Source organism: Kitasatospora sp. NPDC023176, from assembly GCF_055560495.1.
This window is the reverse complement of record NZ_JBVHIP010000001.1, coordinates 801,846-824,456: the sequence shown is the minus strand read 5'-3', so window position 1 is coordinate 824,456 and position 22,611 is coordinate 801,846. Positions and strand designations below refer to the sequence as shown.

Here is a 22,611-nt window from a genome sequence, read left to right as displayed (position 1 = left end):
ATGCCGCCAATCTCTCCTTCCGCCGTCCTGTCCCACACTTTTCCGGCTCCTCGGCGTCGAGCGAGCCGATCCCGCAGAATCAGCCGCAGAAACGGAGTAGGCGTACATGCACGACCGCTACCACGTCATCACGGGGCCGCCGTTGTCCCCGCCGGTTGCCTCGGCCGAGGACCTCGAAGGCCTGGCCGCCGCGCTCAACGCTTTGAAGCACCCGGTCGACGCCATCATGAGCGGCTTCACGGTCGACATGGTGGAACTCGCCTTCAACTCACTGGCGCCCAGGGAGCGGCAGCGGTTGCTTGGCAACCTGGGCATCCGCATGGCGGCCCCGCGGCGGGTGGGGAGGGCCCTGTGCCAGGACGTTCTCTCCCGGTTACGGCGCGATGTCCGGCAGCACGCCTGCACCTGCGGCATCAGGGACCTCACGCCCACCGTGGTGAACCAGATCGCCGAGGCCGTTTTCGCCCAGGACGACACGACCGTATCCGACCCCGTCTCCCGATGGGGCGGCACGCTGGTCCGGGCCACGGTGTTTGCCTGGTGCAACGCCTCCGTCACCGACGCCTACGTGCTCGCCTGGGCGGCCGGCCAGGACTGGTTCACCGAGACGGCCGACGAAGAGGAGTCCCTACGGCTGGCCTCCGTGGCTGACGAGGCCCGCTCCGTAGTGGCGGCGTACCCGGACCTCAAGGGCATACGAGAAGGCCGCGAGCGGCTGTCTGAGGGTGACGGAGACGGTGAAGCGGTTGCCGTCACCCACGGGTCGGATGGGACGGCCCCAGCTTCCGAGGACGTTGTGTCGGACTCCAGCGCGCCACACGACGTGCTGTTGGCCGCGTCCGAAGAGGCTCGTGCCCACCAGGAGACGGATCCGGAGGGAGTCTGCCGACAGCTGGAGTCGGCTCTCGCACTGGCTCGGCAAGCTGCGGAGAACGTGACCGGTACGGTGGCCGACGGCCGCCCTCCGCATGACGAGGACCTGGCCGCACTGGACGCGCTCGGCGCAGTCTTCGACACCGCCGACGCGGTGTTCCGTGCAGCGGGGATGAACGGGGTGCCCCGCCGACTGGAGAACATGACGCAGGCCGCACGCGAGTACCGGACGGTACACGACCATGACCGCCAGGTGCGGGAGACGCTGCGGGAACTGCTGGACGTCGCATGCCGACCGGACAGCCCCGCCGCATCCGCTGCCGAGGCCGTGCGAGGAGCGACTCGCCGTCTGCTGGACACCGCGGTATGGGAGCAGACCCAACGGCAGGAAAGTGCCACGCTCGCCGACCTCGCGCGGCTGATCCGGGACGGGCGGCAGCTATACGCAGCGGCGGAGATTCTGGCTCTGCAGGATCAGATGGTGCGGCTACTGCCCACCTGTGCCATGGCGGTGGTCATGGCCCATGAGCTGGTACTGGCGCAGCCGGAGGAAGCCTTCGCGGAATCGGCCGAAGCCGGGACCGAGGTTGAGATCCAGGCGGACGTGAAGACCGCTGAAGGCGATGTCGGAGAGGCCGACGAGCCTGCTGCCGCCGACGTGATCGCCGAGCACGGGGAGCAGGTCGCCGAGGAGCCGGACGATGGCCTGACGGTCAAGCCCGGTGGCCGCATCCCCGAGGGATCCCAGCCTCACGCCGTACCCGAGCCAAAAACTCCCGTCCCGACACCCGTGGCCGGTCTGCTCGACAGTGACGAGCCTCAGGCCATGGCATCCGCGGACGTGACGGTGGAAGCGACTACGGACCTGAAGGCGGGCCTCCCGGCAGCGCTCGCCCCCGTGCCCGCGTTGGTGTCCACCGGGTCGTACGACGAAGACGCTCAGTCCGTAGAGTCGGCTCCGAAGGATCTCGCCCGGGTCACCACCGAGGAGAACCTCGGCGCGGTCGCAACGGAGCAGGCACTGACGAGGCTGGTCGTGGAGCGACGCTTCGGGCTCGCCCACCATGTCGCGAACGCAGCCGGTCACGCCGAGCCGCAGGTGGTGGCGCTTCGTCTGGCCGGTGCCGCCGCACTGCTGACGCCGGGTGACAGCCAGGGAGCCCGGCTGACCGCGGACCTGCTCCGGCAGTACAGCGGATACGAAGGCCGAGACATGGAAGGCAGTGAGCTCCTTCTGCTGCCCGCCCTGCTACGTACGGCGCTGATCACCGGGGACCATCTGGCCGGCGCCCAGTTGAAAGCCTTGGCACCCCGGCTGCCGGAACGGTTGGCGGAGGCGGCGACCGCGGTGGCCGACCGTACCCTCAGCGGTGCCCTGATGACGGCCTCGCCCCTGGCGGTCAGCGCCGATGTCTCCGGGGCGGAGGTGCGGTTGCGGGAGTTGCTGGAGCAGTGTCGTGTTCTGCTGGTACCACCGAGGCTTCGGTTCGTGCGGGCGACGGAGATCGCCAAGCGCTGGCTGTCCGACGATGGCCTCCTCGGATCGATGCTCACCACCGTGGTCCGCGACTACCGTGACGGGGCGGCCCAGGTACGCGAGCAGGCCGAACGCCTGTCGAAGCTGCCCGAGGTGAACAACGAGATCGACCGTATGGACCGCAAGCACCGCGCGTCCAGTGGCAAGCCGCTCCAGGGCTCCGGGCGGCAAGACTTGGTGCATCTCGTGGAACGAACCGTCGGCCTGGCCAAGGAGTGGTGTCTGGCGGTCGACACCATCCGTCGTGGTGATCGCTCCGACAGCAACCGCGCGGTCAAGGAGATCTCATCCCTGCGCCGTTCCCTGCTGAACGGCCGGGAGGCGGCACTGGGCGAACTGGAGCAGTTGGCTCGAAGTTACGGCGCCGTCAAGGCCGCTACTGCCTGGGCGGCACTCGCTTCCATGGAGGAGCTGTTCGCCCTGCTGGAAAGTGGCACCGTGACGACGCGTCCCGGAAGCCCCGTGGATCCCGAACTCGTGCTCGACGCGGAACTGCTGAAGGTATGCGACCGCCGCGGCCAGCGTCCGGCGCTCGGCAAGCTGCTCACCGCGGTCGACCGGAGCTGGCAGGACGCTCTCGCCGAGCGGCTCGCCCACGATGCCTTTGCCCCAGCTCGTAACCTCGTCGACCTGGCGGGACGAGGGCTGCTGCCCGGCGCACAGCCCGGGGAGTTCACCCCACCGACGGTGGCCGAGATCGAGGCCTTGGCAGCTGCCCGGCGCGCGAAACTGCACGGCGAACACGACGACCTCGTTGCGGAACTGCACCGGGCGCAGGCCGACAGTGCCATCACCGACGACCAGGACCTGCGTCTCCAAGAACTCCTTGCCGACGCCAGGGGCCGGCTTGACGACATCGACGTGTACGGCCTGGTCGACGTACGACGGGCGCTCGACACCGTGCGGGACGACTTGCCCGCCTTCCGGCAGCAGGCGGCCGACCGGATCCGAGCCCGGCTCGACGTCCTGGACCCCACAGAGGAGTTGCGCTCACAGGTCCTGCGGCACCTGGACACCGGTGGCCTGGCCACGGCCGCGGATCTGGTCTACTTCCTGGAGATCGGCGAGGATGTTCCAGAGATCGACGGCGGCGAGTCCCACCTGACCGAGTTCTTCCCGGCGGTGCCCGATGGGCTGCCCAAGGGCATTGACCACGCCCTCGTCGACCTCATCCGATCCGGCGGAACCCACCCGAACATCCCTATCCTGGACTACAGCGCGCTGTCGACCGACGAGGCGGCCCTGGCGGCGGACGCCGTTGAGGAATGGCGGGAGCTGGGTGCCACCGAGCCGAAGGACCGGCTTGAAGTGTCCGCCCGGCGGCAGCTGCTCCCAGCCCTCAAACTCCTCGGCTACGAAGCCAAGAGCGCCAAGCCGCTCGACGAGAAGTCCCACCGCCGACGCGAGTACCGTCTGTTCGAAGCGACGGAAGTGGAGATCAACGGTAGGGCGAAGGCGCCCGCGTTCGGCTCGGAGATCCGGGAGCAGGGCGGCAACCTGCGTGTGCTGATGGTCTGGGGCCGTCCGTCCGCCAAGTACGTGATGAGTCTGGCGGAGGGCGACACGAGCGGCGCGAGCCTCCTCGTGCTCTACTTCGGCACGCTGGGCCGTGAGGCCCGTGCCGAACTCGCTGTCGGATCAGCCCGGTTGCAGCCGATGCTGGTTGTTGACGACGCAGCCCTGGCCTATCTCGCGGCACGGGGGAACCGGCAGGTCAGCACGGCCACGCAGACCCTGCTGCCGTTCTCGGGCGTCAATCCCTACATCAGGGAGAAGCGCGGACGGATCGGCCGGGAGATGTTCTACGGGCGCGACGTCGAGCGCAAGAGCGTTCTCGACCGGAGCGGCACACAGGTTATCTTCGGCGGCCGGGGACTCGGTAAGTCCGCCCTGCTCAGTGACGCCGGGGAGCGGTTTGAGGAGCAGCGCCCCGGTTACCAGCTGGCGGTGTACGTCAACCTCGACCAGGAGAACATCGGTAAGGGCAGCTCGCTGGGACCGGAGGCGCTGTGGAGTGTCCTCGATCAGAAGCTCAGGACGGCCGAAGTGCTGGGCGGACAGCCGAGCCGTAAGTCGGGGAAGGATATCTCCGAACGGGTTCGCGCGGGCATCTGCGCTTGGCTCGACGGGGACTCCCGTCGGCGGCTGCTGGTCCTGCTCGACGAATGCGACCAGTTCTTCGAGGCGGATGCTCCCCGCTTCGATCAGACCAAGAAGCTCAAGGGCCTCGGCTCCGACACCAAGGACCGCGCCAAGGTCGTCTTCGCAGGCTTGCACTCCGTGCAGCGGTTCTCCAAGCTCGCCAGCAACGGGCCATTCGGTCACCTCGCGCAGACCCCGAAGGTGATTGGCCCGCTCGCTCCCCAGTCCGCCGCCGAACTGTTGGTCGACCCCATGCGGGCGCTCGGTTTCGAGTTCCAGGACATAGATCTCGTCAACCGGGTACTCGGCTACTGCTCCTACCAGCCTTTCCTGCTCCAGATGTTCGGTCACCGGCTGGTCGAGGTGATGCACCGCAAGCGGACGAGGCGCGGGGTCGAGGGACCCCCCTACGCGGTAGAAATCGCCGACATCGAGGTCGTGGAGTCGGACACCGGCCTCAGGGACGGCATCTCGGCGGCGTTCAAGGACACCCTGAGTCTCGACCATCGCTACGACGTGATCGCCAACGTGCTGGCCTACCACGCGCGCCATCGCGGTCTGGAAGTGCGGCTGAGTGACGCCGAACTGCGCGAAGAGTGCGAGACATTCTGGCGCAAGGGATTCGAACAACTCGACACCGAGGGGTTCCGCGCATATCTCTCCGAGATGGTGGGCCTCGGTATCCTCGCTCCCAACCACGATGGCCAGGGCTGGCATCTGAGGGGCCCGAACGCCCTTCGCATGATCGGCACCTCTCATGAGGTGGACGCCCGCCTGCTCAGGGCCGAACAGGACTGCGAGCTCCAGGAGAGCATCGTGCAGGAGGGGCGTCCTGAGTTGCCCGATGGCCGGTCGGCCCCGCTCACCATTACCCAGCTTGACGACCTCCTCGGCGAGCGAGCCAACCAGACGAGGGTCGTCCTCGGCACAACTGCGACCGGTGTCGGTGACGTCGGCGACACCCTTCGTACGATTGCCGGACGTATCGCCGACTGGACGTTGCCGCCTGTCGGCAGGCCCAGTGTCTACAAGCAGGAACTCACAGGTGGGCGTCCGCGTGAACGACGTGTAGTCATCAGTGACTTCGCTCGGTACCCGGACGCTCGGCCCGAGGCCCCCCGGCAGGCTGTGGACCTGGCCGATACGCTGCTACCTGTGACCCCGGGGGTGACCCGCGCGGTGGTCGTGGTCACAGACCCCTCCCAACTGGGACTGTGGCGTCCCCTGCTGATGGGCACCGAATCCACCTCGGCCGCTCCAGTGGTGCTGCGCCGGCACGACCGCCGCAGCTTGCGCGGCTGGGCCCAGCGGGTCGAGAAGTTCCATACGGAGGACCGCCTGGACCGTCTCCACGAGCTGACCGGAGGCTGGCCGATCCTGGTCGACCGGGCCCACCGTTTCCACAGCGAACTGGGCGATCCGGATGCGGTGCTGCACAGACTGGCCGACCTGCGCAGGGACCGGGCTGAAGCTCGCGCCTTTGCCGACGTGACCGGCGTGTACGCGGACCCGTTGCTCGCGACCGGCTACCGGTCTCTTGCCGAAGAGTTCGTGGAGGACCCGTTTGACCAGGAGAGCGCGGTGACCGCCGTGGCAGTCCGGATCGAGGACGAAGACGAGGCCCGCTGGATCGTTACCTGCCTTGATGCCCTCCAGGTGTTCGACCACGAGGGAAGCCAGTTGCGCCTGGAACCGCTGCTCCGGACGTGCATGGTGCTCCAGGGCTGATCCCGAGGCGTTTCGCGCTCGATATCACCGCTGGGACAATCGTCACGTGCGAGACAGCAGAGGTTCGTCGGCATCCATGTGCTCACCGCTGGGCCGCAGTGAGGAAGCTCACTGCGGCTCGCGTACCTCTCACACAGTTCTCACGGACTGGGTGTCATGAGGCGGTATCAGGCGTCGTGGGGAGTGGATGAGATACGTCCAGACCTGTGTGGTTTGGACTGGTGGACACTGGCCGGATGCCCTTTCGACCGCTGGGGGTCAAGAGGTCGCAGGTTCAAATCCTGCCGTCCCGACTGCTGAACGATCCCTGTGTTGCGCAGAGCGGTGGGGCCGGGTGCGAAACGCCCCGGCTCCACCGCTCGCGCTTCCCGGTGCCACCCCAGCGTGACCACGCGGAGTACACGACAGGATTCGCACACGCTGGCTTTGCCCGCTGGTTGACTCGAACTCGCCGTACGAACCTCAGCCACGCCGAGATATCCAGCAGACCTGGCTGCGCGAGTGGAGACGTCCGCCGGAAGCCAAACCGTGCTGGGGGTTCCGGCGGGGCCGGCGCAACCGGTGGCTGAGGACCCTGGACCGGCTCGGCCTCGGCCCCGACCCCGGACAGATCGGCTGTCCTCCCGGCTGGAGCCGGGGCAGCAGCCGACAAACGGGAATTTCGGGGCCACGCCGTCCGGCAGCCTATTATCGCTTCCTGGGCCTGTGGACCTGATCCCCGGCTCACCAGGTACGGAGAGGCATGACCCGGCCTGCTGCCGATGCGTACCGGAGGAAACACGTGAGCACCGAACAGTCCGTCCCCGTCCCGCAGGTCCTTCGTGAGGCCGGCCGCCGACGGACCTTCGCCGTGATCAGCCATCCGGACGCGGGCAAGTCCACGCTCACCGAGGCGCTGGCGCTGCACGCGCGGGCGATCACTTCTGCCGGTGCGGTGCACGCCAAGGGTGACCGACGCGGCGTGACCAGCGACTGGATGGAGTTGGAGCGCGAGCGCGGTATCTCGGTGACCTCGGCCGCCCTGCAGTTCGGCCATCGCGGCCACGTGATGAACCTGGTCGACACCCCCGGCCACGCCGATTTCTCCGAGGACACCTACCGGGTGCTGGCCGCCGTCGACTGCGCGATCATGCTGGTCGACGCGGCCAAGGGCCTGGAGGAGCAGACCCGCAAGCTCTTCGCGGTCTGCCGCCATCGCGGCGTCCCCGTGATCACCTTCATCAACAAGTGGGACCGGCGCGGCCGGGATGCACTCACCCTGCTCGAGGACATCGAGACGCACCTCGGGATCACCCCCGTCCCGGTCGTCTGGCCGGTCGGCAACGCGGGTAACCTGCGCGGCCTGGTCGAAGCGGGGAACACCGAGCAGATGCTGCGCTACACCAAGGTGCCGGCCGGCACGCACGCCGCCCTCGAGGAGCAGCTCACCTCCAAGGAGGCTGCCGAGCAGGAGGGCGAAGCCTGGACGACCGCGCTGGAGGAGCTGGAGCTGGTGCTCTCCTCCGGCCCCGGCTACGACCAGGAGGCCTTCGAGGCCGGCAAGATCAGCCCGGTCTTCTTCGGTGCCGCACTGACCAACATCGGTGTGAAGCCCCTGCTGGACGCCGTGGTCGACCTCGCTCCGGCTCCCGGGCCCCGCCCGCTGGCCAAGGGCGGCAGCCGCGAGGTCGGCGAGGAGTTCTCCGGCCTGGTGTTCAAGATCCAGGCGAACATGGACCCGGCCCATCGCGACCGGATCGCCTTCGTCCGAGTCTGCTCCGGCGTCTTCGAGCGCGGCATGCACGTCACCCGGGCGGCCAGCGGCCGCTCGTTCGCCACCAAGTACGCGCACACCGTGTTCGGCGCCGAGCGCACCGTGGTCGACACCGCGTACCCCGGCGACGTGGTCGGCCTGATCAACGCGAGCGCGCTGCGGGTCGGCGACACCCTCTTCACCGGCAAGAAGACCGAGTTTCCCCCGCTGCCCGCCTTCGCCCCCGAGTACTTCGCGGTGGCACGGCCCAAGGACATCAGCCGTTCCAAGCAGTTCCGCAAGGGGGTCGCCCAACTCGATGAGGAAGGCGTGATCCAGGTGCTGGTCTCCGACCGGCGTGGCGACCAGGCGCCGGTCATGGCTGCGGTCGGCCCGATGCAGTTCGACGTGATCCTGCACCGGATGGAGCACGAGTTCTCCTCCCCGATCGCCCTCGACCAGCTGTCCTACCGCGTGGCCCGGATCACCGACGCCGACGGCGCCGCAGCCCTGGCCAAAGCCCGCCTGACCAACGGCGAGGTGCTCACCCGCCGTTCGGACAACGCGCTGCTGGCCTTGTTCGCGGACAAGTGGCACCTGAACGCCTTCCAGCGCGCCCAACCCGACATCCTGCTCCAGCCGCTGATCGCCACGGCGGACTGATCGCCGACCTCCCGGTACGGCGGCGCCGCTTGGCACGGCGGCGCCGCTTGGGCACAGCGGACGGCGCGTGGTGCGGCCCCTGCCGGAGGTCTTCCGCCGTGCGCCGCCCATGCGGGTGCCGACAAGTCTGTCCGTACAGGTCATGCGGCATGTCGGTACTCGTGGAGGGCGCCGCCGAGACGGTCGCGTTCTCGGACGTCCAGCCGGGCGATCCGCCCGGTATCGGCGATCGGGACGGGCCGTGGTGTCAGCGACGTGTCCTGGTGGAGTGCGTGATGTGGGCGGTGGGTTTGGCAGTGGCCCTCGAACTCCCACAGCACGTGCGGGAGAGGGAGCAACCAACACGAAGGCCGGGCCCGTCGCACACAGTGCGACGGGCCCGGCCTTGTTGCGTAGTAGCGGGGACAGGATTTGAACCTGCGACCTCTGGGTTATGAGCCCAGCGAGCTACCGAGCTGCTCCACCCCGCGTCGGTGACACCGACTCTACGGCACAGCCCGCACAGGACGAAATCTCATGTCCGCGGCCGTCGGGAAGCTGCCTGCGGCAGGTGGCTGCGGCGGCCCAGGAATCCATCATGAGCAGCACCTGCCGGATGGCCGGCCACCAGCGGACAGCCCGTACGCCATCGCCGCCTCGGAGACGAATCGGTTCCGGGTGACCGTCGCCCCGGCTCGCGACGTACGGCCGGCTGCCCCCGTCACCGACGAGGAGTACGCCGCCGCACCCGCCGCCGACCGACCCGCCCCGCCGGGTCCGCGGGACCGGGCGGGGCGGGAGCGGCAGGGGAGCGGCCGGGGGTCAGCGGCCCGGCGTGGGCTGTTCCGGCGCGAGGGAGTTGCCGGGCGGGATGTGGCCGCAGTCGGAGGTTCGCCGAATCCCGCGGAGGTGGCGCCCCGGTGGTCACCCGGTGGCGCCCGGACGTCGGCCGGCCAGAGCCTCCAGTGCGGTGTCCCAGTCGATCGAGGCCGCTTCCGACCCCTGGGGTACCAGGGTGAAGCTCTCGCGGCGCAGCCAGCGCCTGACCTGTCGGGGCGGGAGGTCGAGGAGGACGGTGCCGTCCCGTCCCAGGAGCATGATGCGCAGGGACGTGCGGCCGTGGCAGGTGCAGGGCGGCCAGATGCGGACGTCGCCGAGGCCGGCGGGCTTCTGGAGCCCCTCCCAGAGGAGGTCGCGGGAGAACCGCCAGGTGCCCGCTTCGGCCGCGGGGCCGAGGAATTCGAGGGCGACGGCGAGCGGGTCGTCGCTGCGGTACCCGAAGCGCACGGGAATGTCGACGGTCTCGTGCTCGCCGAGGACGAGACGGGCGCGGAGGACGAGGTCGGCGCCGGCGGCCTGGGGCTGGGAGCTGGGCAGCGGGTGGGGGGCGGGCATGGGGGGCTCTCCTGGTCGGTGGCGGGACGGGCGCCGGTGGCGACGGCGGCCGTCCGGGTTCGTTGCCGGCGGGGCGCGGTGTCCGATGGGGGCGTGGATGCGCCGATGTGCCGACGCGCGCGTGCCGGTGGCGGTGCGCTTCTCTCGCCTCGGGTCCTGGGAGCTGCCGGAACAGGGGGAGGCGGATCGCGTTCCAGGGTAGGGGCACGGCGACGGCGTGGATGTTCCGACGGTGCATCGCGCCGTGACGATCCGCGCATCGTTTGTCCGACGAGCCGGCGGGGATGGGCGCCCGTTCCGGTCGTGCGCGCGAGGTCCGGCGGCCTGCGGGTGGCCGGCCGGGGGCGGCCCGGTCGTCGTCAGGCTTCTTACGGGGTCGAACTCGGCTGGGGTGAAGCCGACTTCACGACTCGCACGCCGTGGCCGTCTCCCGACCGACCGCGGTCGCCGATCTCGTCCACGACGCCGCGGCCGCGGGTGCCGTACCGCGCAACGGTCTCCCGGCCGGTGACGTGGCCTCCGCCGTGCCAGGACGGGGAGGCGCGGCGACGAGTGAGGAACCGGCCGTCCGTGCGGGCGAGTTGTCCGGCCACGGCGGTGCCCCGCCCGTGGTGCCCGTGGCCGTCAGGCGGACACGGGTTCGTCAATCCGGCGCACATCACGGGGATCTTCCGGCCGGCCTTCCGGGCCGGAACCTGTGCACGATCAGACAACCCGGGCCGACACCCGGCAGTACGGTTGCGTGGCGTCCTCGTGACGCGGGTGGACCGGCCGTCCGCTCGGCGCTCGAACCGAGGACACGCCAGGGTACGTCTCGCGCCGCTGCGCCCATCCGATCATGCCAGGAGCGAAGAGTTGTCCGACCCCACCCCCTCGCACGTCCGACGACCGGTGCTCGACCGGGAACTCCAGGACTTCCTGGACGCCCGGGCGGGCCGGTCTGCGACGGAACCGCCGGACCTCGCCTTCCTCACCACCCCGGACGCCACCCGAAACGCCGATGCGCCCGGCCCGGCGGCACCGGACGATCCGTACGGCACCACGACGGAGTGGCTCGCCCTGCCCTGCGGACCGGCCGGGCGGGTGCACGTGCAGGTGACCAGGCCCGCCGGCGCCGCGGACCCGATCCCCGTGGTGCTGTTCCTCGGCGGACTCGGCTGGGTGCTCGGCGACGCCGCCTCCTACGGCCGGCTGATCCAGGACATCGCGCTGGGAACGGACGCCGCCGTGGTGTACGTGGACTACTCCCCGGCGCCCGAGGCGCGTTACCCGGTGGCCCTCGAACAGTGCTACGCCGTGGCCCGTTGGATCCACGCGCACGGCCACGAGATCGGCCTGGAAGGGGACCGGATCGCCGCCGTCGGCGACTCCGCCGGGGCCAATGTGGTGGCGGCGCTGACGCTGCTCGCGCAGCAGCGCGGGGACGTGCGATTCGCGCACCAGGTGCTGCTGTGCCCGGTGACCGACGCGGACTTCGACACCGCGTCCTACCGTCGGTTCGCGACGGGCTACTTCCTGCACCGTGACCACATGCGCGGCTTCTGGGACGCGTACCTGCCCGGGGCGCACCTGCGGAGGGAGGCCACCGCCGCCCCCCTGCGGGCCACGCTGGACGAACTCGTCGGGCTCCCCCCGGCGCTGGTGGTCACCGCCGAGGCCGACGTGCTGCGGGACGAGGGCGAGGCCTACGCCGCCAGGCTCCGCGCCGCGGGCGTGCCGGTCGTGGCAACGCGCTACCAGGGCACGGTGCACGGCTTCCTGCTGCTCGCCGGGCACTGCCCCACCGGCACCGCTCGGGCCGCGCTGATCCAGATCGTCGACACCGTGCACATGGCCCTGCACCGCCGGTCCTGCTGAACGGCCGGGCGACGCGGGGCCGGAGGGGTGGGGCCGGAGGGGTGGGGCCATGTGCCGTGGCGCGACGACCGGCTCATGAGTCCTCCCGGGGCGGTCCCGCGCCACCGGTCCCCGCCGCCGAGGTGGCAGCCGGCAGGGACCCGTGGCGCCGGGCGGTCCCGCCCGGTCGCAGGGCACCGGAGCCCGGCCACCGGAGCCCGGCCACCGGGGCCCGGCCACCGGGGCGCGGTCACCGGTCGGTGTGGAGCTCCGCGATGTAGCCGCCCGGGAACTGCACCATCGCGCTGTCCCGGCCGCCCGCGCGGACCGGTCCCCACAGCACCGAGGCGCCGGCGGCCTTGGCCCGCTCCAGGGTGGCGCCGAGGTCGGGCACGCCGTAGCCGGTGAGCTCCCGGCCGAAGGGGCTCGGCAGGTGGCCGTCCGTCACCGTGACCGTGGTGGCGCCGAAACCGGAGGTGAGGCGGATGAGCCGGTACGTCGTCCCGGGCAGGCCGATGGCGGCGCCGTCGGCCCGCCGGTCGTCGGAGACGACGCGGCCCCGGGTGAAGGCGAGGTAGCTGTCGAGGAAAGCGCCGACCGAGTCCGGTGACAGGTAGAGCCGGTTCTCCGGCACGCTCGCCGGGGCCGGGTAGGACGGCGCGGTGGTGTGCACGTAGAGCTGGGCGTTGATCCCGCCGGGGAACTGGACGACGGCGTCCCGGCCGATCGGGTCGGCGAAGGGCGCCACGGTCACGGCCGCGCCGTCGGCGCGGGCGGCCCGGACGGCCTGGTCGAGGTCGGTCACCAGCCAGCCGGTGCGCTCGGTGCCGAACGGGTACGGGACGGGCGTGGTGTAGTCGAACACCGACAGCGTGCCGACCGGCGACACGATCAGCTCGGACAGCGTCCGGCTGGGCGTCGGGGTCACCTGGGTGGAGACCGGCCCGAGCGTGCTGCCGCCGAAGGTGGACGTCCAACTGGCCACGAAGGCCTGCTCGCTGCCCGGCGACACGTACACGTGGGTGGTGTCGTACTGCGGGCCGACGGCGAACTGCTGGTGCGAGCCCGGCCGCTTCGCCGGGGCGCTCGGGGCCGCCGAGGCGGCGGGGACGGCCGTCAGCGCGGCGGCCGCCGCCACCAACGGGACGACGAGCCGGGTGAGTCGAAGCTTCACGGATGACCTCCTGGTCGTGGGTCGGTGCCCACCACCCGGGTGAGCGGGCGCCGGGCACCGACGGGGGACGGGCGGCCGCGGACGAGGGCGCGCGGCCGACCGGGTCACTTGGCGAGGAAGGCCAGCAGCGCGGTGTTCACCTCCTCGGCGTGGGTCCACAGCAGGCCGTGCGGCGCGCCCTCGATCTCCACGTACTCGGCGGAGGGCAGGGCCCGGTGGAAGACGCGGCCGGTGTTGTCGACCGGCAGGGTGCGGTCGCCGGTGCCGTGCAGGATCAGGGCGGGAACGTCGATGCGCGGGATGTCGGCGCGGAAGTCCGTGTACCAGGTGGTCGGGGCGGCCGAGGCGGCGTAGGAGCCGCCGGAGGCCGCGGTGTTCCAGCTGTTGCGGACGGCCTCCTCGCTGATCCGGGTGCCGAGGTTCTCGTCCAGGTTGTAGAAGTCGTTGAAGAAGCCGGCGTAGAAGGCGTAGCGGTCGGCCTTCACGGCGGCGACGATGCCGTCGAAGAACTCCTTCGGGGCGGCGCCGTCGGGGTTGTCGTCGGTCTTGAGCAGGAACGGCTCCAGGGAGGCCAAGAAGGCGACCTTGGCGACGCGGGCCGAGCCGTAGGTGGACACGTAGCGGGCGACCTCGCCGGTGCCCATGGAGAAGCCGACCAGGACGGCGTCCCGCAGGTCCAGGGTCTCCAGCACGGTGTTCAGGTCGGCGGCGAAGGTGTCGTAGTCGTAGCCGGTGGTGGGCTGCGAGGACTGGCCGAAGCCGCGGCGGTCGTAGGTGATGACCCGGTAGCCGGCGTCGAGCAGGGCGGCGCTCTGCCGCTCCCAGGAGCGCCCGTCCAGCGGGAAGCCGTGGATCAGGACGACCGGCTGACCGGTGCCGTGGTCCTCGTAGTAGAGGTCGATGGCGGTGGAGTTCTCCTGGCCAACGGTGATGAACGGCATGGGACTTGTTCCTCTCGGGCAGCGGGTGTGCTGTTGACGCGTCCCACGCTAGGGCGGCCATCCGCGGCTGCTTGCCTCTGAGCGCACATCGCGTCGCCCGGGAGTGCCGTGGGCTGTCGAAGCCGCGCGCCGGGCCGCCTGGCCGGTCACGCTGAGGCGCACGGACCCTTGCGTCGCGCATGCCGGAACCCGGCTGTGTGCCTACCCCGGGACGGGGTGCGCACACAGTCGGGTTCCTCCGCGTGAGGCCGTCGCCGGAGCCGGCGGGCGGTCGGCCACCGGGCCCCGCGCACGAAAGGCTCGGGCCCCTGGACACGGGGGGGTGTCCAGGGGCCCGAGCCGATCGGGGGCTTCGCCGTCGCCGTCAGGTCCGGTGCAGGGCGAGCCGGGTGGCCAGACCGCCGCCCACGCCGGCGAGGACGGCCGCGGGCAGCCACCACAGCGGCCAGTGCGCCAGGCCGAGGGCGCCGTCGACCGACCACTGGCCGGGGCCGGTGGCGGTCAGTGCCGCGCCGATGACGATCAGGACGAACGGGAACTCGTACCCGTCGTGCTGCACCCACAGCCCGTGCGGCCACTTGACCGTGAGGGCGACGGTCATCACCCCCATGACACCCGCGCCGGCCAGCGGAGTGAGCAGTCCGGCGGCCAGCATCAGCCCGGCGCCGATCTGGGTGCCGCCGGCGGCGAGGGCGGTGAGCTTCCCGCCGCGGAAGCCGTCGCCCCGGAACTCGGCGGTGCCGCCGTCCAGTCCGCCGCCACCGAGGTGGAAGCTGACCTTCTGGACGCCGTGGCCGGCGATCAGCAGACCGGCGACCAGGCGTAGCAGGAGAAGGCCCGTGTTCATGTCTGACTCCGTCGGTTCGGTGCGGTCCGTCAGCCGGCGGCGTGCGGGTTGATCATGGACTGGGCGTAGACGATGCCCAGGCCGTAGGCGCCGGCGTGCTCCTTGACCAGGTCCGTCACGGCGACGTAGGTCTCGGTGCGGGCCCAGTCGCGCTGGAGCTCCAGCAGCACCTGCACCCAGGTGACGGGCACGGCGCCGGCCGCGGTCATCCGCTGCAGGGCGTGCTCGTGAGCCTGCGGGCTGACGCCGCCCGAGGCGTCGGAGACGACGTACACCTCGTAGCCCTGGCCCAGCGCCGAGAGCGCCGGCAGGACCAGGCAGACCTCGGTCCACAGGCCGGACAGGATGATCTTCTTGCGGCCGGTGGCCTTGACCGCCGCGACCAGGGCCTCGTCCTCCCAGGCGTTCATGCTGGTCCGGTCGATGACCTCGTGGTCGGGGAAGACGGCCCGCAACTGGGGGAGGATCGGTCCGGAGAAGGACTCGGCGGCGACGGTCGAGAGCACCACCGGCACGTCGAAGATCTTCGCGGCCTTCGCCAGGCCGACGGTGGAGTTGATGATGGAGGTGCGGTCACCGCTGCCGGTGCCGAAGAACATCTGCGGCTGGTGATCGACGAACAGCATCATCGCGTTGTCCGGGGTGAGCAGGTCGGGGCTCGGGGCGGCGTGGACCTTGGTGATGTCGAACATGGTTCTTCTCGTTTCTGAGGGGTGCAGGGCCCCGTCGGCGGATCGACAGCCGAACGGGGGAAGGCCTGCGGGGGAATCCGTCCGGGAGGACGAGTGAGTGACACGGCGTCAGTCGCTGTCCCCGGGGACCGGCCGGGGCGGCACACCGACGACGTTAGCGGGCGGCCGGCCCGGGGTTCTGATCGTTCTGTGCCCTGGGCTGTTCTGACAACGCACAGTCGTCCGGCGCGTCGGAGCAGCGCCGATCACCGTGCACTGCAAGGCAACCGGCGATGCGCGGCGGGGTGCATCGGAGGTGGACCGGTTGCCTAGGTTTCGCCGGGTGGCCCTGTCGGGCCGAGACCACCGTACGAAGGGACCCCTCGTTGTCCACCATGCCCGTCGCCGGGATCCGTCCCGGCGCCCCCGCCCTGCCCGCCGACCTCGTGGTGCGCAACGCCAAGGTGTACACCAACGACCCGCGCCGCCCCCAGGCCACGGCGGTGGCCGTGCGGGACGGTCGGATCCAGGCGGTCGGGGGCGACGCCGACGTCGTCCCGCTGGTCGGCCCCGACACCCGGGTGGTCGACGCGCTCGGCCGCCGGGCCGTGCCCGGGCTCAACGACGCGCACCTGCACGTCATCCGCGGCGGCCTCAACTACGTGATGGAGCTGCGCTGGGACGGCGTCCCGACGCTGCGTGAGGCCCTGACCATGCTCAAGCTCCAGGCCGAGCGCACTCCGCCCGGCCAGTGGGTGCGGGTCGTCGGCGGCTGGTCCGCCGACCAGTTCGCCGAGCGGCGCCTGCCCACCCTGGCCGAGCTCAACGCGGCGGCCCCCGACACCCCCGTCTTCGTGCTGCACCTCTACCAGTCGGCCCTGCTCAACCAGGCCGCACTGCGGGCCGCCGGCTTCACCCGGGACACCCCCGACCCGGCCGGCGGCCAGATCGTGCGCGGCCACGACGGCGAACCCACCGGCCTGCTGATCGCCGCCCCGGGCGCCCTGCTGCTCTACTCCACCCTCGCCAAGGCGCCGACCCTGGACGAGGCCGACCGCATCGGCTCCACCCGGCACTTCCTGCGCGAGCTCAACCGCTTCGGCCTCACCTCCGCCATCGACGCCGCCGGCGGCTTCCAGAGCTTCCCCGAGAACTACGGCACCGTCCTGGAACTCGCCCGTCGCGGCGAGCTGACCCTGCGCATCGCCTACCACCTCTTCCCGCAGACCGCCGGGCAGGAACTGGACGACCTCACCCGCTGGGTCAACACCGTGCGCCCCGGCGAGGGCGACGCGTGGCTGCGCCTCAACGGCGCGGGGGAGAACCTCACCTGGGCTGCCGCCGACTTCGAGAACTTCGCCGAGCCCCGGCCCCAACTGGGCTCCTACGAGAGCGAGTTCGAGAAGGCCGTCCGGCTGCTGACGGAGCACGGCTGGGGATTCAGGCTGCACGCCACCTACGACGAGACCATCCGCCGCGACCTCGCCGTCTTCGAGAAGCTCGCCGCCGAAGGCCTCTTCCCCCAGGGCAACCGCTGGCTCTTCGACCACGCCGAGACCGTCAGCCCCGACAGCCTCGACCGGATCGCGGCCCTCGGCGGCGCCGTCTCCGTCCAGAACCGCCTGTCCTTCCAGGGCGAGGCCTTCGTCTCCCGCTACGGCGCCCCGGCCGCCGCCGAGGCACCGCCGCTGCGCGCCATGCTGGACCGCGGCCTCACCGTCGCCGGTGGCACCGACGCCACCCGGGTCTCCTCCTACAACCCCTGGGTCGCCCTGCACTGGCTGGTCTCCGGCCGGGCCGTCAGCGGGCGGCGCCTGGCCGCCGAGCACAACCGGCTCGGCCGCGAACAGGCCCTGGAGCTCTACACCCTCGGCGGCGCCCGCCTCACCGGCGAGGAGGACGTCAAGGGCCGCCTGACAGTGGGAAGTTACGCGGACCTCGCGCTGCTCAGCGCCGACTACTTCAGCGTGCCCGAGGCCGACATCCCGCACATCGAGTCCGTCCTCACCGTCGTCGGCGGACGCATCGTCCACGCCACCGCGGAGCACCAGGGGCTGGCCCCCGAACTGTCCGAGGTGACGCCCTCCTGGAGCCCGGTCACCCGCTTCGGCGGCTACCACGCGACGCCCGCCCCCAGCCTGGCCGGCGTCCACCAGGCCGAGGGAGTCCTGGAGGCCGTGGCCGCCTCCGGCGAGCAGCACGCCTGGCGTACGGCCCGCGGCCTCGGCCTCCCCGGGCAGCCCCAGGTGCCGATGGACCCCTGCTTCTTCTGACGCTCAGCCACCTCATCGGCGGGTGGGCACCCCCGAGCTTCGGCGGTGCCCACCCGCCCCGTATCCCCCTATCCGCACGAGGAGCCGTCGTGACCACATCCCCGCCGCCGCAGTCGTCCGGACCGCAGATCCGCGACCGCCACCCGCTGGCCCTGGCCCTCTTCGGCCTCACCCTGGTCAGCGGCCTGATCGACGCCGTCAGCTACCTCGGCCTCGGTCACGTCTTCACCGCGAACATGACCGGCAACGTCGTCGTCATCGCCTTCGCCCTCGCCGGAGCACCCGGCTTCTCCGTCGCCGGCTCGCTCACCTCCCTCGCCGCGTTCCTCCTCGGCGCGGGACTGGCCGGCCGGCTCGCGACCCGACAGGCCGCGGTCCGGAGCCCGGCGCGCCTGCGGGCGGCCTTCCTCCTGGAAGCGGTGCTGCACGCCGCGGCCGCCGTCGTCCTCTTCGTCCGGAGCCCCGAGGGGGCGGTGCAGTACCCGGTGATCGCCCTGCTCGCCCTGGCGATGGGCATCCGCAACGCCACCGTGCGGAGCCTGGGCATACCGGACCTCACCACCACGGTGCTCACCCTCACCCTCACCGGCCTGGCCGCCGACTCCCGCCTCGCCGGCGGCACCGCCCCCCGCCAGCGCCGGAAGGTCCTCTCCGTCGCCACCATGCTCGCCGGTGCCGCGCCGGGGGCGGTCCTGGTCCTGCACGGGCAGATCGCCTGGGCCCTGGTCGCCAGCGCCGTCCTGGCGGGTGCCACTGCCCTGCTCTACCGCGAGTGACCACGGCGACCTGGTCCGCAGCAGCCCGGACCAGACCATGACCGCCGATCCCTGCCACGTCCAGCTCCGCTGCCAGGGCACGTCCTCCAGCGCGACCCGTCCCTACGACCAACTGCCGTGGCGGCCGGGCCTCCTCACCCTCCAGCGCTGACCGGTACCCACCGCATCGAGGAACCCCGGCCGGGCGTCGGCCGGGGTTCCGCTACGAGCGATCACCAACCCCGGCACCGCGGTCGCGGCCATGCGGTTCCCAAGTTTTGGCAATGATTTCCATCTCGACCTTGAGTGCTCTGGTTCTGAAAATCGTTTCCACCTAGGCTGAGGGCTGTCCACCGGCGCCGGCCCCTGTCCCCCGGACAGGGGCCGGCAGGTATGCGAGGAGTAGCCCGTCATGAGCACCGCCCAGTCCCGCCGCAACCCGCTCAGAGCCGTGCTCGGCGTCGCCGTCGTCGCCGCCCTCACCGCCACCGCCGCGTGCTCGACCGCGTCCTCGGCGAAGACCTCGTCCGCCGGTTCGAGCGGCGCCGGCGGATCGAAGGTCATCCAGGTCACCGCGGCGGAGAACTTCTGGGGCTCCATCGCCACGCAGCTGGGCGGCGAGCACGTCAAGGTGAGCAGCATCATCAGCAACCCGGACACCGACCCGCACTCCTACGAGCCGACCGCCGCCGACGGCCGGACGGTCGCGGGCGCGGACTACGTGATCAGCAACGGGATCGGGTACGACGCCTGGTCGGACAAGCTGCTCGCCGCCAACCCCGCGCCGAGCCGGACCGCGCTGAAGGTCGGGGACCTGCTGGGCAAGAAGGAGGGCGACAACCCGCACCAGTGGTACTCGGCGGAGAGCGTCACCAAGGTGATCGACCGGATCACCGCCGACTACAAGAAGATAGACCCGGCCGACGCGGCCTACTTCGACACCCAGAAGCAGACCTTCACCACGCAGACACTGGCCAGGTACAACCAGCTCGAAGCGGACATCAAGGCCAAGTACGCGGGCACGCCGATCGGTGCCTCGGAGTCGATCGTCACCCCGCTCGCGGAGAGCGTCGGTCTGAAGATGCTGACCCCGGAGTCGTTCCTGGACGCGGAGAGCGAGGGCACCGACCCGACGGCCGCCGACAAGGCCGCCATCGACCAGCAGATCGCCGGCAAGCAGATCAAGATCTACGTCTACAACTCCCAGAACTCCAACCCCGACGTGGTCGCCCAGGTCAACGCCGCGAAGGCGCAGGGCATCCCGGTCGCCCAGGTCACCGAGACCCTCGCCCCGGCGAACGCCGGCTTCCAGGACTGGCAGGCCCAGCAGTTGCAGGGCATCGCCGACGCGCTGAAGCAGGCGACGGGCAAGTGAGCATCCACCCGGCCGAGAAGGTCCGTACGGAGATGGAGCGCACCCCTCCCGGCGACGAGCGGGTGCCGGTGCTGTCGCTGCGTGGTGCCGCCGTGCGCGTGGGCGGGCGGACCTTGTGGTCGGGTGTCGATCTGACTGTGGGGGCCGGGGAGTTCACCGCCGTGCTCGGCCCCAACGGGGTCGGAAAGTCCACCCTGGTCAAGGTCCTGCTGGGGGTCCTCCCGGCGTCGGCCGGGGAGGTCCGCGTGCTCGGCGCGGCGCCCGGCGAGCGCAACGCGGCCGTCGGGTACCTGCCGCAGCGGCGCAACTTCGACGCGAGTGTGCGCATCCGCGGGGTGGATCTGGTGCGGCTGGGCCTGGACGGGGATTCGTGGGGGATCCCCGTCCCGGGCCTGGGCCGGGCGAAGCGCCGGGCCGCGCGCGAACGCGTCGAGGAGGTCGTCGAGTTGGTCGGTGCCGCGACGTACGCGCACCGTCCGATAGGGCAGTGCTCGGGCGGCGAGCAGCAGCGGCTGCTGATCGCCCAGGCGCTGGTGCGGCGACCGCGGGTGCTGCTGCTGGACGAGCCGCTGGACAGCCTCGACCTGACCAACCAGGCGGCGATCGCCTGCCTGTTGGGCAAGATCTGCCACCTGGAGGGGGTGTCGGTGGTGATGGTCGCCCACGACGTGAACCCGATACTCCACCACCTGGACCGGGTGGTCTACATCGCCGAGGGCGGCGCCGTCTCGGGCACCCCGGCCGAGGTGATCACCTCGGAGACACTGACCCGGCTGTACCGCACGCCCGTCGAGGTGCTGCGCACCAGCGACGGGCGGCTGGTGGTGGTCGGCCAGCCGGAGGCCCCGGCCGTCCACACCGACCGGCACGGCACCGGAGGCCGCGATGCCACTGGCTGACGCCGCTTCACCAGTCTTCTCCTGGAACCTCGTCGCGGACTTCCAGGACATGTGGTCCTACCTGTCCATGGTGAACGCCTTCCGCGCGGGAGCGATCGTGGCCGTGGTATGCGCGGTGGTCGGCTGGTTCATGGTGCTGCGCCGGCAGACCTTCGCCGGGCACACGCTCTCCGTCGCGGCCTTCCCCGGCGCCTCCCTGGCGATCCTGGCGGGTTTCTCCACCTCGCTCGGCTACTTCGGGTTCTGCGTCGCCGCCGCCCTCGTGATAGCCGTACTGCGGCGCGGCGGGTCGGAGGAGTCCGCCGTCACCGGCACGGTGCAGGCGTTCGCACTGGCCTGCGGGTACCTGTTCATCAGCCTGTACAAGGGCCTGTTGGAGGGGCCGACGGCGCTGCTGTTCGGTGACTTCCTGGGCATCACCACCGGCCAGGTCGCGATCCTGGCGGTGGTCGGCGCGGTGGTGCTGGCCGTGCTGGCGGTGGTCGGACGTCCGCTGCTGTTCGCCTCCGTAGATCCGGAGGTGGCGGCCGGACGCGGCGTACCGGTACGGCCGCTGGGCGCGCTGTTCCTGGTGCTGCTGGGCGCGGCCACGGCCGAGGCGAGCCAGATCACCGGCACGCTGCTGGTGTTCGCGCTGCTGGTGATCCCGGCCGCGACCGCCCAGCAGCTCACCGCCCGGCCGGGGCTGAGCCTGTTGCTGTCGGTGATGCTGGGGTTGGTGGTCTGCTGGGCGGGGCTGATCGCGGCGTACTACCAGCCGTACCCGCTCGGGTTCTTCGTCACCGGCTTCGCCTTCGCCGGATTCGTCCTCGCGCACCTGTACCGCTTCGCCCGGGAGGCGGCCGGCCGGGCGCGTACGCCGCTCGCGACCGGAGGTGCCGCATGATGTCCGTCCTGGACCAGGCGTTCTTCCAGCACGCCCTGCTGGCGGGCACGTTCATCGCCCTGGCCTGCGGGCTGGTGGGCTACTTCCTGGTGCTGCGGGCCCAGATCTTCACCGGTGACGCGCTCAGCCATGTCGCGTTCACCGGCGCGATGGCAGCCCTGGCCGGCGGCTACGACCTGCGGCTCGGACTGTTCGCCGCGACCGTCGGCGTGGGCCTGCTGATCGGCGGGCTCGGTCGGCGTGGCCGGGCGGACGACGTGGTGATCGGCAGCGTCTTCGCGTGGATCCTCGGCCTGGGCGCGTTCTTCCTGACCATCTACACCACCTCCCGCAGCGGGGCGCAGGGCGGCGCCGGCACGAGCGTGCTGTTCGGCTCGATCTTCGGCCTGCACGGCAACCAGACCACCCTCGCGGTGGTGATCGCGGGCGTGGTCTGCGTGGTCGTGCTGCTGATCGCCCGGCCACTGCTGTTCGCCACCCTGGACGAGGCGGTAGCCGCCGCACGGGGTGTGCCGGTACGGCTGCTGGGCTTCGGGTTCCTCGCGCTGGTGGGTGTCTGCGCGGGTGAGGCCACCCAGGCGGTCGGCTCGCTGCTGCTGCTCGGCCTGCTCGCCGCCCCGGCGGGCGCGGCGATCCGGCTCACCGACCGTCCGTTCCGCGCGCTCGCGCTGTCCGCCGCGCTCGCGGTCGTGGAGATGTGGGGCGGGCTGCTGCTCAGCGCGGCAGCGCCCACGCTGCCGCCGAGCTTCGCGATCATGGCCGCCGCCAGTTGCGTCTACGCCGCCACCTTCCTCGTCCGCCCGAACCGGACCGCCGCTCGTCCGGCCACGGCCTGAAGCGCCCGCGGAAGCAGGGGGTGGCCGTGACCGGTGAGAAGACCAGCAGGTTCGTACGGGCCGCGCGGC

General features: G+C 71.2%; 14 protein-coding genes and 1 tRNA gene. 9 read left to right on the top strand and 6 right to left on the bottom strand.

The features are described from left to right. Window positions 1-106: 106 nt before the first annotated feature. Together ACZ3YL_RS03800 and ACZ3YL_RS03795 are read left to right on the top strand one after the other, a co-directional pair. Window positions 107-6,280, top strand: a complete 6,174-nt coding sequence (locus ACZ3YL_RS03800) for a hypothetical protein (RefSeq protein ID WP_465655147.1) — start codon at window positions 107-109, stop codon at window positions 6,278-6,280. A 781-nt stretch (window positions 6,281-7,061) separates the two neighbouring features. Then, the gene (locus ACZ3YL_RS03795) at window positions 7,062-8,675 is read left to right on the top strand and encodes a peptide chain release factor 3 (RefSeq protein WP_465655146.1); all 1,614 of its coding nucleotides are present in this window, start codon (window positions 7,062-7,064) and stop codon (window positions 8,673-8,675) included. 396 nt (window positions 8,676-9,071) lie between these two features. On the opposite strand, the gene ACZ3YL_RS03790 is transcribed toward ACZ3YL_RS03795, so the two are convergent. Then, window positions 9,072-9,145, bottom strand: a tRNA-Met gene (locus tag ACZ3YL_RS03790). A 433-nt stretch (window positions 9,146-9,578) separates the two neighbouring features. Further along, window positions 9,579-10,049: an SsgA family sporulation/cell division regulator gene (locus ACZ3YL_RS03785; protein ID WP_465655144.1), complete on the bottom strand. Its 471-nt coding sequence runs from the start codon at window positions 10,047-10,049 to the stop codon at window positions 9,579-9,581. An 855-nt stretch (window positions 10,050-10,904) separates the two neighbouring features. Between ACZ3YL_RS03785 and ACZ3YL_RS03780 the strand changes: the two genes are divergently transcribed. Beyond that, window positions 10,905-11,906: an alpha/beta hydrolase gene (locus ACZ3YL_RS03780; protein ID WP_223241543.1), complete on the top strand. Its 1,002-nt coding sequence runs from the start codon at window positions 10,905-10,907 to the stop codon at window positions 11,904-11,906. Between the two features lie 229 nt (window positions 11,907-12,135). On the opposite strand, the gene ACZ3YL_RS03775 is transcribed toward ACZ3YL_RS03780, so the two are convergent. The 4 genes from ACZ3YL_RS03775 to ACZ3YL_RS03760 form a co-directional block, all read right to left on the bottom strand. Next, window positions 12,136-13,059 (bottom strand): VOC family protein, encoded by a 924-nt coding sequence (locus tag ACZ3YL_RS03775; protein ID WP_188302009.1) that lies wholly within the window; start codon window positions 13,057-13,059, stop codon window positions 12,136-12,138. A 104-nt stretch (window positions 13,060-13,163) separates the two neighbouring features. Next, a complete protein-coding gene (locus tag ACZ3YL_RS03770) occupies window positions 13,164-14,000 on the bottom strand; it encodes an alpha/beta fold hydrolase (RefSeq protein ID WP_465655141.1) in 837 nt (278 codons plus the stop codon). Between the two features lie 364 nt (window positions 14,001-14,364). Continuing rightward, on the bottom strand, window positions 14,365-14,847 hold the full coding sequence (locus tag ACZ3YL_RS03765; RefSeq protein WP_188302007.1) for a DoxX family protein: 483 nt from the start codon (window positions 14,845-14,847) through the stop codon (window positions 14,365-14,367). Between the two features lie 29 nt (window positions 14,848-14,876). Continuing rightward, window positions 14,877-15,539: a hydrolase gene (locus tag ACZ3YL_RS03760; RefSeq protein WP_465655140.1), complete on the bottom strand. Its 663-nt coding sequence runs from the start codon at window positions 15,537-15,539 to the stop codon at window positions 14,877-14,879. A 374-nt stretch (window positions 15,540-15,913) separates the two neighbouring features. Here ACZ3YL_RS03760 and ACZ3YL_RS03755 point away from each other — a divergent pair, with 374 nt between their 5' ends. The 6 genes from ACZ3YL_RS03755 to ACZ3YL_RS03730 all read left to right on the top strand — a co-directional run bounded on the left by ACZ3YL_RS03755 (window position 15,914) and on the right by ACZ3YL_RS03730 (window position 22,542). After that, window positions 15,914-17,791 (top strand): amidohydrolase, encoded by a 1,878-nt coding sequence (locus tag ACZ3YL_RS03755; RefSeq protein WP_465655258.1) that lies wholly within the window; start codon window positions 15,914-15,916, stop codon window positions 17,789-17,791. A gap of 89 nt (window positions 17,792-17,880) precedes the next feature. After that, complete coding sequence (locus ACZ3YL_RS03750; RefSeq protein WP_465655138.1) at window positions 17,881-18,567, top strand: YoaK family protein; 687 nt, start codon at window positions 17,881-17,883, stop codon at window positions 18,565-18,567. Between the two features lie 391 nt (window positions 18,568-18,958). Next, window positions 18,959-19,921, top strand: a complete 963-nt coding sequence (locus ACZ3YL_RS03745; RefSeq protein ID WP_465655136.1) for a metal ABC transporter solute-binding protein, Zn/Mn family — start codon at window positions 18,959-18,961, stop codon at window positions 19,919-19,921. Next, window positions 19,918-20,820: a metal ABC transporter ATP-binding protein gene (locus ACZ3YL_RS03740; protein WP_465655134.1), complete on the top strand. Its 903-nt coding sequence runs from the start codon at window positions 19,918-19,920 to the stop codon at window positions 20,818-20,820. Before ACZ3YL_RS03745 ends, ACZ3YL_RS03740 begins: the two co-directional genes overlap by 4 nt. Then, complete coding sequence (locus tag ACZ3YL_RS03735; RefSeq protein WP_465655132.1) at window positions 20,807-21,706, top strand: metal ABC transporter permease; 900 nt, start codon at window positions 20,807-20,809, stop codon at window positions 21,704-21,706. The genes ACZ3YL_RS03740 and ACZ3YL_RS03735 overlap by 14 nt, the downstream gene beginning before the upstream one ends. After that, window positions 21,703-22,542: a metal ABC transporter permease gene (locus ACZ3YL_RS03730; protein ID WP_465655130.1), complete on the top strand. Its 840-nt coding sequence runs from the start codon at window positions 21,703-21,705 to the stop codon at window positions 22,540-22,542. Before ACZ3YL_RS03735 ends, ACZ3YL_RS03730 begins: the two co-directional genes overlap by 4 nt. The last annotated feature ends 69 nt before the right edge of the window (window positions 22,543-22,611 follow it).

What these genes read in the sequence shown, in the direction of transcription:
- ACZ3YL_RS03765 (WP_188302007.1), bottom strand. Translation starts at nt 14,847, where the DNA reads ATGAACACGGGCCTTCTCCTGCTACGCCTGGTCGCCGGTCTGCTGATC.
- ACZ3YL_RS03730 (WP_465655130.1), top strand. Translation starts at nt 21,703, where the DNA reads ATGATGTCCGTCCTGGACCAGGCGTTCTTCCAGCACGCCCTGCTGGCG.
- ACZ3YL_RS03735 (WP_465655132.1), top strand. Translation starts at nt 20,807, where the DNA reads ATGCCACTGGCTGACGCCGCTTCACCAGTCTTCTCCTGGAACCTCGTC.
- ACZ3YL_RS03800 (WP_465655147.1), top strand. Translation starts at nt 107, where the DNA reads ATGCACGACCGCTACCACGTCATCACGGGGCCGCCGTTGTCCCCGCCG.
- ACZ3YL_RS03755 (WP_465655258.1), top strand. Translation starts at nt 15,914, where the DNA reads ATGCCCGTCGCCGGGATCCGTCCCGGCGCCCCCGCCCTGCCCGCCGAC.
- ACZ3YL_RS03745 (WP_465655136.1), top strand. Translation starts at nt 18,959, where the DNA reads ATGAGCACCGCCCAGTCCCGCCGCAACCCGCTCAGAGCCGTGCTCGGC.
- ACZ3YL_RS03770 (WP_465655141.1), bottom strand. Translation starts at nt 14,000, where the DNA reads ATGCCGTTCATCACCGTTGGCCAGGAGAACTCCACCGCCATCGACCTC.
- ACZ3YL_RS03760 (WP_465655140.1), bottom strand. Translation starts at nt 15,539, where the DNA reads ATGTTCGACATCACCAAGGTCCACGCCGCCCCGAGCCCCGACCTGCTC.
- ACZ3YL_RS03785 (WP_465655144.1), bottom strand. Translation starts at nt 10,049, where the DNA reads ATGCCCGCCCCCCACCCGCTGCCCAGCTCCCAGCCCCAGGCCGCCGGC.